The 17311-nt window shown below is 72.6% G+C and carries 6 protein-coding genes; 5 read left to right on the top strand and 1 reads right to left on the bottom strand.

Translation table 11 applies throughout. From position 1 onward, the window contains the following. Positions 1 to 68: 68 nt before the first annotated feature. Genes GTZ93_RS01060 through GTZ93_RS01050 form a run of 3 tightly spaced genes read left to right on the top strand, consistent with a single transcriptional unit; the run spans position 69 to position 4635 of the window. On the top strand, positions 69 to 941 hold the full coding sequence (locus tag GTZ93_RS01060; protein ID WP_233597186.1) for an ABC transporter ATP-binding protein: 873 nt from the start codon (positions 69 to 71) through the stop codon (positions 939 to 941). After that, on the top strand, positions 934 to 2031 hold the full coding sequence (locus GTZ93_RS01055) for an ABC transporter permease (protein ID WP_257979241.1): 1098 nt from the start codon (positions 934 to 936) through the stop codon (positions 2029 to 2031). Before GTZ93_RS01060 ends, GTZ93_RS01055 begins: the two co-directional genes overlap by 8 nt. 12 nt (positions 2032 to 2043) lie before the next feature. Then, entirely contained in the window at positions 2044 to 4635 is a 2592-nt protein-coding gene (locus tag GTZ93_RS01050; RefSeq protein WP_139919201.1) for a DUF5916 domain-containing protein, read from the top strand. A 76-nt stretch (positions 4636 to 4711) separates the two neighbouring features. Here GTZ93_RS01050 and GTZ93_RS01045 read toward each other — a convergent pair whose 3' ends face one another. Further along, positions 4712 to 5785: a cupin-like domain-containing protein gene (locus tag GTZ93_RS01045; RefSeq protein WP_161662606.1), complete on the bottom strand. Its 1074-nt coding sequence runs from the start codon at positions 5783 to 5785 to the stop codon at positions 4712 to 4714. Positions 5786 to 5969: 184 nt separating this feature from the next. Between GTZ93_RS01045 and GTZ93_RS01040 the strand changes: the two genes are divergently transcribed. Both GTZ93_RS01040 and GTZ93_RS01035 read left to right on the top strand, forming a co-directional pair. Continuing rightward, entirely contained in the window at positions 5970 to 14456 is an 8487-nt protein-coding gene (locus tag GTZ93_RS01040; RefSeq protein ID WP_161662605.1) for a non-ribosomal peptide synthetase, read from the top strand. Beyond that, on the top strand, positions 14453 to 17299 hold the full coding sequence (locus tag GTZ93_RS01035) for a non-ribosomal peptide synthetase (RefSeq protein WP_161662604.1): 2847 nt from the start codon (positions 14453 to 14455) through the stop codon (positions 17297 to 17299). The genes GTZ93_RS01040 and GTZ93_RS01035 overlap by 4 nt, the downstream gene beginning before the upstream one ends. Positions 17300 to 17311: the final 12 nt, after the last annotated feature.

The following is a 17311-nucleotide window of genomic DNA, read 5'->3' as shown; positions in this document are numbered from 1 at the left end:
ATTTGTCTATTTCCAGACATGTGGGGATTTCCATCCGTGTGCGGGGACTGCACAAAGAGTTCGGTGATGTGGCTGCCGTTCGGGGCCTCGACCTGGAGGTCCGCACCGGCGAGTGCTTCGGACTCCTGGGCCCCAACGGCGCGGGCAAGACGACGACGCTGGAGATCCTCGAGGGACTCCAGACGGCCACCCGCGGCGAGGTGGAGGTACTGGGGCGCACCTGGGAGAAGGCCGGGAACGCGCTGCGCGAGCGCATTGGCGTGGTGCTCCAGGAGAACCTCCTCTCCGACAAGCTGACGGTGCGCGAGACGCTGGAGCTCTTCCGGTCCTTCTATTCGCAGGGGCCGGACACGGAGGAACTGCTGGCGCTGCTCCAGCTCACGGACAAGTCCGACAGCTGGGTGGTGCGGCTGTCCGGCGGCCAGCGGCAGCGGCTGTCCATCGCGTGCAGCCTGGCGGGCGACCCGGAGCTCATCTTCATGGACGAGCCCACCACGGGCCTGGATCCACAGTCGCGCCGGGCGCTCTGGCAGCTCATCTCCGCCTTCCGCGCGCGCGGGCGCACCGTGGTCTTCACCACGCACTACATGGACGAGGCGGAGCAGCTCTGCGACCGCGTGGCGGTGGTGGACAAGGGCCAGGTCATCGCGGTGGGAACGCCCGCGGAGCTGGTCGCGTCGCTGGGCGGAGAGCACGTGGTGGAGCTCACCACGCAGCCCGCGCTGGGCCCGCCGGACTTCGAGTCCGTGGCCGGAGTGACGGCCGCGCGCACCACGCTCACGGGCCGCCTGGCGCTGTCGGTGTCGCGGCCCCACCTGGCGCTGCCCTCCATCCTGGCGCGCATCGCGGAGCGCGGCGCGGAGCTGTCCGGGCTGACCACGCGCAACGCCACGCTGGAGGACGTCTTCGTGTCCCTGACGGGGAGGAACCTGCGTGACTGAGCCCACCATGGACGCGGTCGCTGGCGCGCGGCCCGCGCGGGGACGGCGCATGCCGCCGCTGGCGCGCCTGACGCTCACCCGGCTGCGGGAGTTCATCCGCGAGCCGGGCACCCTCTTCTGGACGTTCGTCTTCCCCATCCTCCTCACGGTGGCGCTGGGCAGCGCGTTCAACCACGGCGTGACGCCGCGCACGCGCGTGGCGGTGGTGGACGGTCCCGGCGCCGAGCGCGTCGCCGCGGCCCTGGCCGCCCACCCGGGCCTCACGCCCGAGCGCGTCCCGGCCTCCGAGGCGAACGCGGGCCTGCGGACCGGCCGGTTCGCGCTGCAGGTGACGCCTCCGGAGCAGACCGGGGGCGCGCTGGCCTACCGCTTCGACCCCACCCGCCCGGAGTCTCCCGCCACGCGCACCTTCGTGGACGACGTGCTCCAGCGCGACGCGGGCCGCGCCGACGCGCGCCCCGTGAAGGACGACGCGGTGAGCGCGCCCGGCACGCGCTACGTGGACTGGCTGGTGCCCGGCCTCGTCGGCATGAACGTGATGGCCGGCAGCATGTGGGGCATCACGTTCGTCATCGTCCTGGCCCGGCAGCGCCGGCTGCTCAAGCGCTTCGCGGCCACGCCCATGCGCCGCCCGGAGTACCTGCTGTCCTTCGCGCTGGCGCGGGTGGTGTTCGTGCTGTGCGTGGACCTGCCGCTCGTGCTGGGCTTCGCGCGCGTGACGTTCGGCATGCCCATCCACGGCTCGCTCGCGGCGGTGGCGGCGGTGGCCCTGGCGGGGACGTTCGCCTTCAGCGGGCTGGCGTTCCTGTGCGCCTCGCGCGCCCGCACCAGCGAGACGGCCGTGGGCCTCATCAACATGGTGATGGTGCCCATGATGGGGCTGGCGGGCATCTTCTTCGCCTCCAGCCACTTCCCGGACGCGGTCCAGCCGCTCATCCGGGCGCTGCCCCTGAGCGCGATGAACGCCTGCATGCGCGCCGTCATCAACGAAGGCGCGCCGCTGTCCGCGCTGCTGCCGGACCTGGCCATCCTGGGCACGTGGGGCTCCGCGTGCTTCGCCCTGGCCGTGCGCCTGTTCCGCTGGACCTGAGCACTCCCCACCATGCCTCTCGTTTCCCGTCCGCGTTCCACGGCGCCCGTCGTCATGGGGCTCCTCACCCTGCTCTGGGCCGCCGCGCCGCGCGCGGAAGGGCCGCCCGCTTCCGGGGCCATCCAGGCCCGGCGCACGCTCAAGCCCATCCAGTTGGACGGCCGGCTGGACGAAGCGGAGTGGGAGCAGGCGCCGCTGTTCGACCGCTTCGTGCAGACCTTCCCGAAGAACGGCGCGGCGCCCAGCGAGCGCACCGACCTGCGCGTCCTCTACGACGACGACAACCTCTACGTCGGCATCCTGGCGCGCGACTCGCAGCCCCTGCTCATCAACCGGCAGCTGGGGCGCAGGGACCGGCCCCCGGAGTCGGACTCCGTCACGGTGATGGTGGACAGCGCGCACGACCACCGCACCGCGTACGCGTTCACGGTGAACGCGGGCGGCATCCTCCGGGACGTCCTCTACTTCGAGGACATCAAGTACACGGAGGACTGGGACGCGGTGTGGGACGGCGCCGCCGCGGACCTGCCGGACGGGTGGTCCGCGGAGCTGGTCATCCCCCTGCACCTGCTGCGCTTCCCGGAGGCGCCCACGCACACCTTCGGGCTCGCGGTGCGCCGGCAGCTGGCCCGCACGCGGGAGGTCATCGACTCCACCCTCCTGCCGCGCAACGACAACGCCTTCGTGTCCCGCTTCGGGCACCTGGAGGGCCTGGAGCGCATCCCGTCCCGCAGCGGCGTGCAGCTGACGCCCTACGTCGCCGCGCGCTTCGGCATGAGCCCCCGCTACGCGGACCCGGCGCGGCCCACGCCCCGGCTGGGCTCCCCGTCCGCGGACGTGGGCGTGGACCTGCGCGCGGCGCTCACCAGCGACCTGACGCTCACCGCCACGGTGAACCCGGACTTCGGCCAGGTGGAGGCGGATCAGCTCATCCTCAACCTCAGCACCTTCGAGCAGTTCTTCCCGGAGAAGCGCCCCTTCTTCCTCCAGGGCATGGACGTCTTCCAGCCGGTGGGGGACTCCTCGCAGACGCTCTTCTACACGCGGCGCATCGGCCTGGAGACGCCCATCCTGGCGGCGGTGAAGCTGACCGGAAACCTCACCGACACGCTCCAGGTGGGCGTGCTGGACGCGGTGGTGATGGGCCCCTCCGCGCCCCGGACGGACCTGACGGGCGAGGACGGCGAAGCGCCGCCGGACCGGCGCATCCGCTTCCACCCGTCCCGGCCGCTGCACCTGGGCCCCAACAACGCGCTGCCCGCGCAGGCCGGCGCCGCGCAGAACTTCCTCACCGTCGTGCTGCGGCAGCAGCCCGTCACCGGCGTGTCCGTGGGCGGCACGTTCGCGGCGGCGACGCCCCTGTCGGACCTGTGCGCGGGCGGCCTGCCCCAGGACCCCGCCGAACGCGACGCCTGCCGGGTGGCCGGCGGGAACGCGGCGGCGCTGGACTGGGACGTGCGCAGCACGGACGGCGCCTGGGGCGTGCGCGGCCAGCTCACCGGCTCGCGCGTGGCGGGAGGCCCGGAGGCGGGGCGTGCCTTGCGCGACGGCACGCTCCTGCGCCCGGGGGACCTGGGCCTGGGCACCTACGTGAGCGGCGGCAAGCAGGGCGGTGAGCCCTTCCGCTTCGACGTGGGCTACGAGTACCTGTCGCCGCGCCTGGAGCTGAGCACCACGGGCTACCAGCCGACCCAGAACCTCCAGGAGGCGTCAGGCCGGGTGTCCTTCGTGCGGCCCACCGGCTTCGGGCCCCTGCTGGACTTCTCCTCCTCCGTGCAGGGCATCAGCAGCTGGACCACGGACGGGCGCGGCATCCGCCTCAGCCACAAGCTCACGGTGGGCGCGCTGGCCACGCTGCCCGGCTTCCACGCCGTGGAGTGCGAGCTGGGCCAGCTGACCGGGCGCAGCGACATCCGCGAGATTCCCCTCACCGGCATCCCCTACGAGCGCCCGCCGTACCGGTACGCGGCGTGCGCGGGCTCCACGGACAAGAACCGCGCCCTCTCCTTCCAGTTGGACGGCTACGTGGGCCGCATCTCCGCCCCGGCCCCCCTGCCCTCCAAGACGGGCGGCGGCGGCGCGGTGACCATGACGTGGCGCCCCACGCCGCGCCTGGAGACGCAGCTGACCAGCGAGCTGCTGACCAACCTGGACGGGCCCCGCTACGTGGGGGACGAGGACGGCCGGCTCGTGTTCGGCCAGCTGCACCCGCGCGCCGTGTCCTTCACGCTGCGCCAGCTGCTGGTGCTCACCCCGCGGCTCACGCTCCAGGCGTACGCGCAGTTCTTCTCCGCGTACGGCCGCTACGGCCCCTTCTTCGAAGGAACCCCGGACGCGAACGGCCGGCTGCCGCTCGCGCGGCTGACGCCCACCACGACCGCGCTGGACCCGGACTTCCACGAGTCCGCGCTCAACCTCAACGCCGTGCTGCGTTGGGAGTACCGGCTGGGTTCCACGCTGTACTTCGTCTACTCACGCGCCCAGACGGAGCTGCCCACCACGCCGGGCACCACCCAGGTGACCCGCCTGGCTCCCAACCAATTGCTGGACGGCGCCACCACGGACACTTGGTTGTTGAAGTGGTCCCACCAGTGGGGGCTTTGAGACGTATCAGGTCCGGCGCCCACCCCATCCCCCGCCGATGCAAGGGATTGGGCGGGCGCCAGCCCTCAAAGCCAACTCAAGCCGTGGGGCGCTCGTCTGAATACAGGGAACCCGCCAGGACATCCATGCTCCGGATGGCCCCGCGAATCTCTTCCAGGAAGGGACGGCTCAGGTCTCCCTTCAGGCCGTCCGTGCAGAAGCTGGCGTAGATGTCATTGACTACCTGCTGGAGGTGGTTGGCCTTCTCCACGGGGTTGTCCATGGGCTTGAGGAACTCCGCCTCCAGCCGCGCGAAGGCCTTGCGGCCCTGCTCGTCCACTCCCCGCTCGTTCGCCAGCTTCCAGGCGATGTGCTGGAGGCGGTAGTCGGTGTGGAAGTTGTCCGCCAGGAAGCGCAGGTACCGGTTGCGGCGGAAGCGCATGGTCAGCGCCATGCTGGTGTCCATGTACTCGAAGTAGTGCCACATCAGGGCGGGCATGAAGAGCGTCTCGCCGGTGCGCACCACCGCCTGATAACCCCCCACGTAACGCACGAAGTTGTCGTTCTCCTCCTGGCTGAGTCCTTCCGGGCTGAGCGCGCTGTTGTTACGCATGGGCAGGATCTTCCGCGACGACGTGGGCGGCACCAGCACCACGCGTTTCTCCCCCCAGAGCTGGTACTGGAAGATGTTCTTGTAGTCCGCGTCGAAGTGCATGTGGGTGAAGTTGCCCGTGTTACCCAACCACAGCATCGACATGTACTCGTCGGGTTCCCCCGGGTCCGGCTGACAGTACTCGGGGATGGTGTATCCAGCCTCCACCTTCTGGATCATCGACCGGGGGACCTCCGCGCAGACCAGACGGCTGTCAGGGTCCTTTGCCACCATCTCCAGGTAGCCGTTCACCGTGCTCTGGTTCTTCCCGATGTCGGAGAAGGTGAAGTCCTTGGAGATGAGCATCGACAGCATGCGGGTGAAGTATTCCTCGTGGCCCTCCTGCACCACGACGGGCATGTCCCCCAGTTCCTTGCGGGCGATTTCCAGGCTGGACAGCCGGCTGATGGGCTGCCCCTCGAACAGGTTCGTGATGATGACGGGCTTCTGCTTCCGCACGTACTCGTCGAGGAAGACTTCGCGAGTAGGGGCCTTGATGCGCTCGATGTTCTCGTACATCCGCTCTCCTAGAGGGACCCGGTGTTGGGATTGCGACCCGCATGGTCGTCTTTGGGCTGAAAACAACCAGTTCTCAAGGAATTTACAGGCTTCAAGCATATCAATGCAAGATTTGACATACACGACTTGGCCGTGACACATGAATGGTGTTTTCCAAGCCATACATCGCCTGGAGCCCAACGACATGTCGCCGGCCAGCCTGATTGAACTCCTGCGCATTCGTGCCACGGAAGCGCCAGGACATCAGGGCTACACCTTCCTGGTGGATGGTGAATCCGAAGAAGCAGCGCTCACCTATGGAGAGTTCGACCGGCAGGCGCGTGCCATTGGCGCCTGGCTCCAGGCGAACGGGGCGCGGGGGGAGCGGGCGCTGTTGCTGTTCCCGCCGGGCAACGAATACCTGACGGCCTTCTTCGGGTGCCTGTACGCGGGCGTGGTGGCGGTGCCGGCGTATCCGCCGGACGTGACGCGCCTCAACCGCAGCCTGCCGCGCCTGGAGGCGATGGTGCGCGACGCGCGGGCGCGCTTCGTGCTCACCACGGAGATGATCCACGGCATGGCCGGGATGCTCTTCGAGCAGGCGCCGGAATTGGCGGGGCTCACCTGGGTGGCCACGGACGCGCTGGCGCCGGGGCTGGAGGACGGCTGGAAGGACCCGGGCGTCACGGGGGACGCGCTGGCGTTCCTCCAGTACACGTCCGGCTCCACGGGCAGCCCCAAGGGCGTGATGCTGACGCATCGCAACCTGCTGGCGAACCTGGCGCTCATCCACCGCGCGTTCGGCCACTCGCGCGACAGCCGGGGCGTCATCTGGCTGCCGCCGTACCACGACATGGGGCTCATCGGCGGGCTGCTCCAGCCGCTCTACGGCGGCTTCCCCGTCGTGCTGATGTCGCCCATCGCGTTCCTGCAGCGCCCCTTCCGCTGGCTGCAGGCGGTGTCGCGCTACGGGGCCACGACGAGCGGCGGGCCCAACTTCGCCTACGACCTGTGCGTCCGGAAGGTCAGCGCCGAGGAGCGCGCGACGCTGGACCTGAGCCGCTGGAAGGTGGCCTTCAACGGCGCGGAGCCCATCCGGCCGGAGACGCTGGAGCGCTTCCACGAAGCCTTCGCGCCGCAGGGCTTCCGCAGGGAGGCCTTCTACCCCTGCTACGGGCTGGCCGAGTCGACGCTCATCGTCACCGGGCACGCGCTGGGCACCGCGCCGGTGACGGACGGCGTGAACCTGGTGGGCTCCGGCCGGGTGCTGGAGGGGAACACGGTGCGGCTGGTGGACGCGCGCACCGCCCGCGAGTGCGCGCCCGGCGAGGAGGGCGAAATCTGGGTGGCGGGCGCCAGCGTGGGCCAGGGCTATTGGGAGCGGCCGGAGGAGAGCGCGCGCGTCTTCCACGCGCGGGTGGAGGGCGGGGGCGCGGACGACGCGCGCTACCTGCGCACCGGCGACCTGGGCGTGCTGCGCGGCGGCGAGCTGTTCGTCACCGGGCGCATCAAGGACCTCATCATCCTGCGCGGGCGCAACCTGTACCCGCAGGACGTGGAGTCCACCACGGTGCGCGTGCACCCCGCGCTGAGGCCGGGCTGCACCGCGGCGTTCTCCGTGGAGCTGGAGGGCGAGGAGCGGCTGGTCATCGTGCAGGAGGTGGACGCGCGCCACGCCGGCACGGACCTGGAGGCGCTGGCCCGGAGCATCCGCGAGGCCGTGGCGCTGGCGCACGACGCCCAGGCCCATGACGTGGTGCTCATCCAGGGCGGCTCCCTGCCGAAGACGTCCAGCGGCAAGGTGCAGCGGTACGCGTGCCGGCAGGCGTGGCTCGCCGGGGAGCTGGAGGTGCTGGGCCAGAGCACGCTCCAGGCCTCCGTTCCGCCCGTGCCCACGCTGCGTCCGGAGCAGCTGCTCGCGCTCCCGGAGCCGGAGCGCGCGGCACTGCTGGAGGCGTCGCTGGTGGACGCGGTGGCGGCGAGGCTGCGCCTTCCGCGCGCGCACGTCGACGCGGAGCGGACGCTCATCAGCCTGGGGCTGGACTCGCTGGCGACGGTGGAGCTCAAGAGCGACCTGGACACGTGGCTGGGCACGGACACGTCCCTGGCGCGGCTGATGGACGCGGTGAGCCTGCGGGCCCTGGCGCGGGAGCTGGTGGGCTCGCTGGGACAGCGGCCGCTCGCGCCCACGGCGTCGGGGGACGCGCTGGGACGCCACCCGGTGTCCGAGGGACAGAAGGCGCTCTGGCTGGCGCAGCGCCTGGCGCCGGACAGCACCGCGAACCACCTCGCCTTCGCGGTGCGCTTCCACACGCCCGCGGACGTGCCCACGCTGCGCGAGGCGCTGGCACGGCTGGTGGCGCGGCACCCGGCCCTGCGCACCACCTTCCACCTGGAGCACGCGGGTGAGCTCGTGCAGCAGGTGCACCCGGCCCCGCGCACCACGCTCCACCTGGAGCACGGTGAGCTCGTGCAGCGGGCGGACGCGGCCAGGGGCGGAGGGCTCCTGGAGGACGCGACCTCGCTTCCGCTGGAGGAGGCTCCGCTGCGGCGCGCGCTGGCGGCGGACGCGTCACGCCCGTTCTCGCTGGAGCAGGGGCCGCTCTTGCGCGCCTCGCTGTACGCCCACGCTGGCGGCGGCCAGGTGCTGCTGCTCGCGGCGCACCACCTCATCCTGGACCTGTGGTCGCTGGCGCTGCTCGCGGAGGAGCTGCACGGGCTCTACCCCGCGTTGAAGGAGGGACGGGACTCCGCGTCCCCCGCTCCGGCCCTGCGGCCGTCGGACTTCGCCCGCTGGCAGCGCCCGTTCCTGGAGGGCCCCGAGGGCGAGCGGCTGTTCGCGTACTGGCGCCAGCGGCTGGACGGCGTGCCGGACGCCCTGGAGCTGCCCACCGACCGCGCCCGTCCCCCGGTGCGCGCGTTCCGGGGCGCCGCGTTCACCTTCCGGCTGGACGCGGACCTGACGCGGCGGCTGCGCGCGCTGGCGCGTGAAGAGGGCACGACGCTGTTCTCGCTGCTGCTCGCCACGTGGCAGGTCCTCCTCGCCCGGCATGCGGGACAGGAGCGCTTCGCGGTCGGCTCGCCCGCGGCGGGGCGCACGCGCGCGGGGCTGGAGGACGTCGTCGGCTACCACGTCAATCCCGTGGCGCTGGTGGCGGACCTGTCCGGGGACCCGTCCTTCCGCGAGCACCTGGGCCGGGTCCGGCGCACGGTGCTGGAGGCGCTGGAGCACCAGGAGTTCCCCTTCCCCCTGCTCGTGGAACGGCTGCGGCGTCCGCGTGACTCGAGCCGGTCTCCGTTGTTCCAGGCGGTGTTCGCCTGGGAGCAGCCGCACCGGCGCGAGGAGCTCACCCCGCTGGTGCTGGGCCTTCCTGGCGTGCGCGTGCGCTTCGCGGGGCTGGAGGCGGAGAGCGTGCCCGTGGAGCTGGGCACCGCGCAGTTCGACCTCGCGCTCCAGATGGCGGATGCGCCGAGCGGGTTGGACGGCGCGCTCCGCTACGACACGGACCTCTTCGACGCGGACACCGCCGGGCGCATGGTGGCGCGCTTCACGTGCCTGCTCGCGGGCATCGCGGCGGACGCGGACCAGCGCGTGTCGGCCCTGCCGCTGCTGCCGGACTCGGAGCAGGAGCGCGTGCGCACGTTCAGCACGGGGGCTCTGGCGCCCGCGTCCTTCACCCCCGTTCACCACGCCATCGCGTCCCACGCCGCGCTCGCGCCCGACGCGCTGGCCATCGCTTCGGGCGAGCGGCATTGGACGTACGGAATGCTGGAGCGCCAGGCCCGCGTGCTCGCGCGAAGGCTGCGCCAGCTGGGCGTGGGTCCGGACGTGCGCGTCGGCGTGCTGATGCACCGCTCGCCCGAGCAGGTGCTGGCGCTGCTGGGCGTCCTCAAGGCGGGCGGCGCGTACGTGCCGCTGGATCCGGATGCACCGCGGGCGCGGTTGGAAGCACTGCTGGAGGACGTGGGCGCGGCGGTGGTGCTCACGACGCCGGAGCTGCGCTCACTTCTGCCCGCGTCCGTGCGGGTGCTGGACGACGTGACGGCCGCGGCCCACGACGTGCCGGACACCTCGCTGGACGTCACGCCCGACGAGGATCACCTCGCCTACGTCATCTATACGTCCGGCTCCACCGGGCGGCCCAAGGGCGTGCAGCTCACGCACGGCGGACTGGCCCACTTCGCGGGCTGGTACCAGCGGACCTTCGGGCTGTCGCCCTCGGCGCGGGCCACGCACCTGTCCACGCCGGTCTTCGACGCGTCCGTGCTGGAGGTGTGGCCCGCGCTCATCGCGGGCGCCAGCCTGCACCTGCCCGGCGATGACGTGCGCGCCATGCCGGAGCGGCTCGTCGCGTGGCTTGCCTCCGAGCGCATCACCCACACCTTCCTCACCACGGCCCTGGCGGAGGGCGTGCTCGGCCAACAGTGGCCCCAGTCGCTCGCCCTGCGCGAGCTGACCACCGGCGGTGACCGCCTGCACCGGCGGCCCTCCACGCGCACTCCCTTCCGCGTCACCAACCTCTACGGTCCCACCGAAGGCACCGTGGCCGCCACCTTCGCCCCGGTCGAGTCCGGGGACGTGGCATCCGGCCTGCCCACCATCGGCCGGCCGCTGGACGGCGTGCGCGTGCACGTGCTCGACGCGGAGCTGCGGCCCCAGCCGCTGGGGGTCGCGGGTGAGCTGTGCATCGGCGGGCCGGGCGTGGCTCGGGGCTACCTGGACCGCCCCGACCTCACCGCCCGCGCCTTCGTGCCGGATCCCTTCAGCGAGGCTCCAGGCGCGCGCCTGTACCGGACCGGAGACCTCGCGCGCCTGTTGCCGGAGGGCGAACTCCAGTTCCTGGGCCGGCTCGACCATCAGGTGAAGCTGCGCGGCTTCCGCATCGAACTGGGGGAGATTGAATCCGTCCTCCAGCATCACCCGGACGTGCGGCAGTGCGTGGTCGCGGTGCGCGACGAGCCTCCCGCGGGCAAGCGCCTCGTCGCCTACGTCGTCGCCGCGCCGGACGCGGCGCTCACCGGAGCCGCGCTGCGCGAGCACGTGCGCCGCGAGCTGCCGGAGGTGATGTGCCCCGCGGCCTTCGTGCTCCTGCCCGCGCTGCCGCTGACCCTCACGGGCAAGGTGGACCGTCAGGCCCTGCCCGCGCCCGAGCTGGAGCGCTCCACGTCCCCGGAGGACGCTGCGCCGCGCACCGCCACGGAGCAGTCGCTCGCGGGCCTCTGGGCGGAGCTGCTCGGCGGAGCCGTGGGCCTGCACGAGGACTGGTTCGCGATGGGCGGCCACTCGCTGCTGGCCGCGCGGCTGCTCGCTCGCGTGCGCGAGGTGTTCGGGGTGGAGCTGCCCCTGCGCACGCTGTTCGAGGCGCCCACGGTGGCCTCGCTCGCCGCGCGCATCGACGGGGGCGTGCGCGCTCCGGCGCGAGGACCCACGCTGACGCACCGGACGGACCGCGCGCCGGAAGCGCCTCTTTCCTACGCGCAGGAACGGCTGTGGTTCCTGGACCAGTTGGAGCCCGGCGACGCGCGCTACCACTTGCCCGCGGCGGTGCGCCTCCAGGGCCCGCTGGATGTCGCGGCGCTGCGCCGAGGCCTGGATGAAGTGGTCCACCGCCACGAGGCGCTGCGCACCACCTTCTCCCAACACCAGGGCCGCGCCGTTCAGCGCGTCCATGCGCACGTCCCCTTCGAACTGCCCGAAGTGGACCTGGGTGGCCTGTCCCAGGAGGCGCGCGACGCGGAGGTGCACCGGCTCGCGAAGCATGAGGCCCGCACTCCGTTCCCGCTCGCCCAAGGCCCCCTGCTGCGCGGGCGGCTGCTGAGGCTGGGCCCTGACGAGCACGTGCTGCTGCTGACGCTCCACCACATCGTCGCGGATGGCGAGTCCGTCGCCGTGCTGCTGCGGGAGCTGGGCGCGCTGTACGCGGCGTTCTCCACGGGCGTCCCTCCGGCGCTCGCGCCGCTGCCGCTCCAGTACATCGACTTCGCGCTGTGGCAGCGGGAGTGGCTGGCGGACGGCGTGCTGGAGCGGCAGCTCGCGCACTGGAAGCAGCGGCTGGCGGGCGCCCCCGGCGTCCTGGAGCTGCCCACGGACCGGCCCCGGCCCGCGGTGCGGACACTCGCGGGCGGCCGTCACGCGGTCCATCTCCCGGCGGCGCTCGCCGGTGGACTCGCGGAGCTGAGCCGGCGCGAAGGCGCCACGCCGTTCATGACGCTGCTGGCGGCGTTCCAGACGTTGCTGCTGCGCTACACGGGCCAGGACGACCTCGTCGTGGGCTGCCCGCTGTCCAACCGCACGCGCGTGGAGACCGAAGGGCTCATCGGCTTCTTCGTCAACACGCTGCCCCTGCGCACGGACGCCTCTGGCAACCCCTCCTTCCGCCAGCTGCTGGGCCGGGTGCGCGAGTCCGTGCTCGCGGCGCACGAGCACCAGGACGTGCCCTTCGAGAAGCTGGTCGAAGCGCTCGCGGTGGAGCGCGACCTGGGCCGCACGCCGCTCTTCCAGGTCGCGTTCTCCTACCAGGACGCGCCCCTGCCCTCCCGCGCCCTCCAGGGGCTGCGCCTGACGCTCCTGGAGTCCGAATCCGCTCCGGCGAAGTTCGACCTGGACCTCGCGATGGAGCGCGGCGAGGACGGCGGGCTGACCGCGCGCTTCGAATACGACGCGGACCTCTTCGACGCGGCCTCCATCGCGCGCCTCGCGGGGCACTTCCAGGAGCTGCTGGCCAGCATCGCGGCGGATCCCGACGGCCGCGTGGGCGACCTGTCCCTGATGACGGCGGAGGAGCGGCATACGCTGCTCCACGGGTGGAACCCGCGCCCGGTGGCGCCGCCGTCCCACGTCCCCGTGCACGCGCGCTTCGGGACCTGGGCGGAGCGCGCGCCGGACGCGCTCGCGGTGGCCTTCGCGGGTGAGGCGCTCACCTACGGCCAGCTCGAAGCCCGCGCGAACCGGCTGGCCTGGCACCTGCGCGGCCTGGGCGTGGGGCCCGACGTGCCCGTGGCGCTCTGCCTGGAGCGCTCGACCGCGTTCGTCGAAGCGGCGCTGGGCGTCCTCAAGGCGGGCGGCGCCTACGTTCCGTTGGACCCTTCCGCGCCCCCGGAGCGGCTCCAGTCCATCCTGGAGGACGTCCGCGCGCCGGTGCTCCTGGCCTCGCGGAACACCGCCGCGCTGGCGCTTCCGCCGGACTGCCAGTGCCTGCTCGCGGAGGACGGCTTCGGCGCCACCGGTGCGCCCGAGCACGCCCCGCCGTCGCTCACGGGCCCGCGCCACCTGGCGTACGTCATCTACACGTCGGGCTCCACCGGCCGCCCCAAGGGCGTGGAGTTGGAGCACGCGGGACTGGCCCACCTGGTGGACTGGCATCAGCGGACCTACGCGCTGACGCCAGAGGACCGCACGACCCAGGCCGCCGGGCCCGCGTTCGACGCCGCGGTGTGGGAGCTGTGGCCCACCCTCACGGCGGGCGCCAGCCTCCACATCGTGGAGGACGAGGTGCGCGCCATGCCGGAGCGCCTCGTCGCGTGGCTCACCGATGAGCGCATCACCCGCTGCTTCCTGCCCACGCCGCTCGCGGAGGCGGTGCTCACGCAGCCGTGGCCCGCGCACGCGGCGCTGCGGACGCTGCTCACCGGCGGAGACCGGCTGCACCGGGGCGCGCCCGAAGGCACACCGTTCCAGTTGATCAACCACTACGGCCCCACGGAGTGCACGGTCGTCGCCACCAGCGGCCCCGTCTCCGCGGGCGCCATGAACCCGCCCATCGGGCGCCCCATCGCGAACACCCAGGCCTACGTCCTGGACGCGCGCCAGCAGCCCGTCCCCGTGGGCGTCCCTGGCGAGCTGTGGTTGGGCGGCCTGGGGCTCGCGCGCGGCTACCTGAACCGTCCGGAGCTCACCGCGCGCGCCTTCGTGCCGCACCCCTTCGACGCGCGCGACGGCGCCCGCATCTACCGCACCGGCGACCGGGTCCGCTTCCTGCCGGACGGGGCGCTCGAGTTCCTGGGCCGCGCCGACACGCAGGTGAAGCTGCGCGGCCTGCGCCTCGAACTGGGAGAGGTGGAGTCGCTCGCGCTGGAGCACCCCGCCGTGCGGCAGGCCATCGCGACGGTCCGCGAGGAGGGGCCCGGCGGCAAGCGGCTGGTGCTCCACGCGGTGGTGGCGCCGGGACAGGCGTGCACGGAAGGCGACCTCAAGACCCACCTGCGCCGCCGGCTGCCGGAGTCCCTGGTCCCGTCCGCCATCCTGTTCCTGGACGCGCTCCCGCTCACCCTCAACGGGAAGGTGGACCGTCGCGCGCTGCCCGCGCCGGACGCCACGCCCCGCGCGGACGGTGTGGCCCCTCGCGACGCCACGGAGCAGCGGCTGGCGGACATCTGGACGGAGCTGCTCGGGGCTCCCCGGGTGGGCGTCCACGACGACTTCTTCGAGCTGGGCGGCAACTCGCTGCTCGCCACCCAGGTCATCTCGCGCGTGCGCGAATCCTTCGGCGTGGACGTGCCCCTGCGCAGCGCCTTCGAGGCGCGCACCGTGGCCGCGCTCGCGCAGGTCGTCTCACGGCAGGCGGAAGTCCGGAAGCAGCCCCTCCTCACGGCACGCGCGCCAGCTGAGGCGCTGCCCCGGGTGGATGGGCTGTCCGAGGCGGAGCTGGACGCACTCATCGCTGAGCTCGAAAGCGGAGAAATCGAATCATGAGTGACGAGAAGCAGTCCTCCGCGTTGGAGGAGAAGCGCGCCCGCGCCCGGGCCCTCATCCAGCAGCGCGCGGCGAAGCCCCGGGCCTTGCCGCCCTCCTTCGCCCAGCAGCGGCTGTGGTTCCTGGACCGGCTGGAGCCGGGCAGCCACCACTACGGCATCCCCTTCGCCGTGCGCCTCAGCGGAACGCTGGAGAGAAGCGCCCTGGAGAAGAGCTTCCAGGAGATCGTCCAGCGCCACGAATCCCTGCGCACGACCTTCCAGGCCCGCGAGGGCGAGGCCGTGCAGGTCGTGGGTCCCGCGCCGGAGCTGCCGCTGCACGTGGTGGACCTGGGCGGGCTGGACGCGCGGGAGACCGCGCGCCGGGTGCGGGAGCTGACCGCCGAGGACGTGGCCGCGCCCTTCGACCTGGAGCGCGGTCCGTTGATCCGCTGGAAGCTGCTGCGCCTGTCGGACGCCGAGCACATCCTGCTGCTGTCGATGCACCACATCGTCTCCGACGGCTGGTCCATTGGCGTGTTCGTGCGCGAGCTGGCCGCGCTGTACGCGGCTTTCCTCCAGGGCGCGCCCTCGCCGCTCCCGCCGCTCACGGTGCAGTACTCCGACTTCGCCCGCTGGCAGCGCGACTGGCTCCAGGGCGACGTGCTGGAGGAGCAGCTCGCGTACTGGCGCGCGCACCTGGCGGACGCGCCCACCGCGCTGGGCCTTCCCACGGACCGGCCGCGTCCTCCGGCCCAGACCTTCCGCGGGACGCAGCTGCCCCTGGGTGTGTCCCCGGCCGTCACCGCCGCGCTGAACGTCCTGTCCCGTCAGGAGGGGGCCACGCTGTTCATGACCCTGATGGCCGCGTGGCTGGTGCTGCTCCAGCGCTACACGCGCCAGGACGACCTCGTCGTCGGCACGCCCATCGCCAACCGCAACCGCGCGGAGACCGAGGGGCTCATCGGCTTCTTCGTCAACACGCTGCCCCTGCGCACGAACCTCTCCGGCGACCCACGCTTCACGGACCTGATGGGCCGCGTGCGCGAGACGGCCCTGGGTGGCTTCGCCCACCAGGACGTCCCCTTCGAGAAGCTGGTGATGGACCTGCGCGTGAAGCGGGACCTGAGCCGCTCGCCGCTCTTCCAGACGATGTTCGTCCTCCAGAACGCGCCGCTCCAGCCGCTGGCGCTCCCGGGGCTCACGCTGACGAACCTGGACCTGGAGACGGACACCGCCAAGTTCGAGCTCACCCTCACGCTGGTCGAGACGTCGGGCGCGCTGACGGGCTGGCTCGAATACAACACGGACCTCTTCGACGCCTCCACCGCCCACCGGCTGGCGCGGGCCTACGAGCGCCTGCTGGAGGGCATCGCGGCGGATCCGGAGCGCCGCGTCTCCGCGCTGCCGCTGCTGGACGCGGCCGGCCGCCAACAGGCGCTGGAGTCCTTCCACCCGCCCGCGGTGCCGCTGTCTCCGCGCCCCCTGCACGCCCTCTTCGAGGAGCAGGCACGGCGCACGCCGGAGGCCATCGCGGTGGAGTGCGAGGACGACCTCCTCACGTACGCGGAGCTGGAGCGCCGGGCCAACCGGCTCGCGCACCTGCTGCTCGCATCCGGCCTGGAGCCCGAGGAGCGCGTGGCGTTGTGCCTGCCCCGCTCGACGGAGGTGCTGGTGGCGATGCTCGCGGTCATGAAGGCCGGCGGCGCCTTCGTGCCGATGGACGCCGGAGCCCCCACGCAGCGGCTGGCCCTGATGGTCGCGGAGTGCCGCGCCCGCTACGTGCTCGCGCCCGCCTCGCTCGCGGTCAAGCTGCCGGTGCCGCCGGAGGCGCGCCTGGAGCCCGGCGCGTGGCGACAGGAAGGCCTGCTGGAGACGCCTCCCGCGCGGACCGTCCACCTGGAGCAGCTGGCCTACGTGGTGCACACCTCCGGCTCCACTGGCGTCCCCAAGGGAGTGATGATCTCCCACGCGGGCATCGCCAACCGGATGCTCTGGGAACAGCACGCGCTGCCCATCGGGCCGGAGGACCGCGTCCTCCAGGTGGCCTCGTTCGGCTTCGACGCCTCCATCTGGGAGTTCTTCCGCGCGCTGCTCGCGGGGGCCCGCGCGGTGATGGTGCGCGACGGCGCGCACCAGGACAGCCGCTACATCGCGGACCTCATGGCCCGGCGCGGCGTCACGCAGATGAACGTGGTGCCGTCGCTGCTGCGCGTGGTGCTGGAGGAGCCCCGCATGGCGGACTGCCACGCGCTGCGCACGGTGGTCTGCGGGGGCGAGGCGCTGACGACGGACCTGGTGGACCGGCTGGCGGAGCACTCCTCCGCGACGCTCTTCAACTTCTACGGCCAGACGGAGGTGTCCATCGACGCCACGTGGTTCACCTGCGCGCCCGGCATGGCGCGCAAGGCGGTGCCGCTGGGCCAGCCGCTGGGCAACATGAAGATGCACGTGCTGGACGTGCGCGGACAGCCAGTCCCCCCGGGCGCGCCCGGCGAGGTGTACCTGGGCGGACCGGGCCTGGCGCGGGGCTACTTCCTGCGGCCGGACCTGAGCGCGGAGCGCTTCGTGCCGGACCCCTTCGGCCCTCCGGGCTCGCGCCTGTTCCGCACCGGCGACCTGGCCCGCCAGCTGCCGGACGGCGAGCTGGAGTTCCTGGGGCGCGGCGACCACCAGGTGAAGATCCGCGGCGTCCGCGTGGAGCTGGGCGAGATTGAAGCAGCGCTCCGCCAGCACCCCGCCATCCAGGACGTGGTGGTGCTCGCGCGCGAGCAGGCCGTGGAACCCGAGCCCCCCGCGCTGGATCCGCGCCTGCTCCCGCTGGAGCCGCCCCCGCGCGGCCCGTCCCCGCATCCCCTGCCCTGACCCTCACCCCCC

This window comes from Corallococcus exiguus (genome assembly GCF_009909105.1).
Lineage (GTDB): Bacteria > Myxococcota > Myxococcia > Myxococcales > Myxococcaceae > Corallococcus > Corallococcus exiguus.
The sequence above is the reverse complement of the archived record's forward strand: the minus strand, read 5'-3'. Positions and strand labels throughout refer to the sequence as shown.

What these genes read in the sequence shown, in the direction of transcription:
- GTZ93_RS01050 (WP_139919201.1), top strand. Translation starts at nt 2,044, where the DNA reads ATGCCTCTCGTTTCCCGTCCGCGTTCCACGGCGCCCGTCGTCATGGGG.
- GTZ93_RS01045 (WP_161662606.1), bottom strand. Translation starts at nt 5,785, where the DNA reads ATGTACGAGAACATCGAGCGCATCAAGGCCCCTACTCGCGAAGTCTTC.
- GTZ93_RS01040 (WP_161662605.1), top strand. Translation starts at nt 5,970, where the DNA reads ATGTCGCCGGCCAGCCTGATTGAACTCCTGCGCATTCGTGCCACGGAA.
- GTZ93_RS01035 (WP_161662604.1), top strand. Translation starts at nt 14,453, where the DNA reads ATGAGTGACGAGAAGCAGTCCTCCGCGTTGGAGGAGAAGCGCGCCCGC.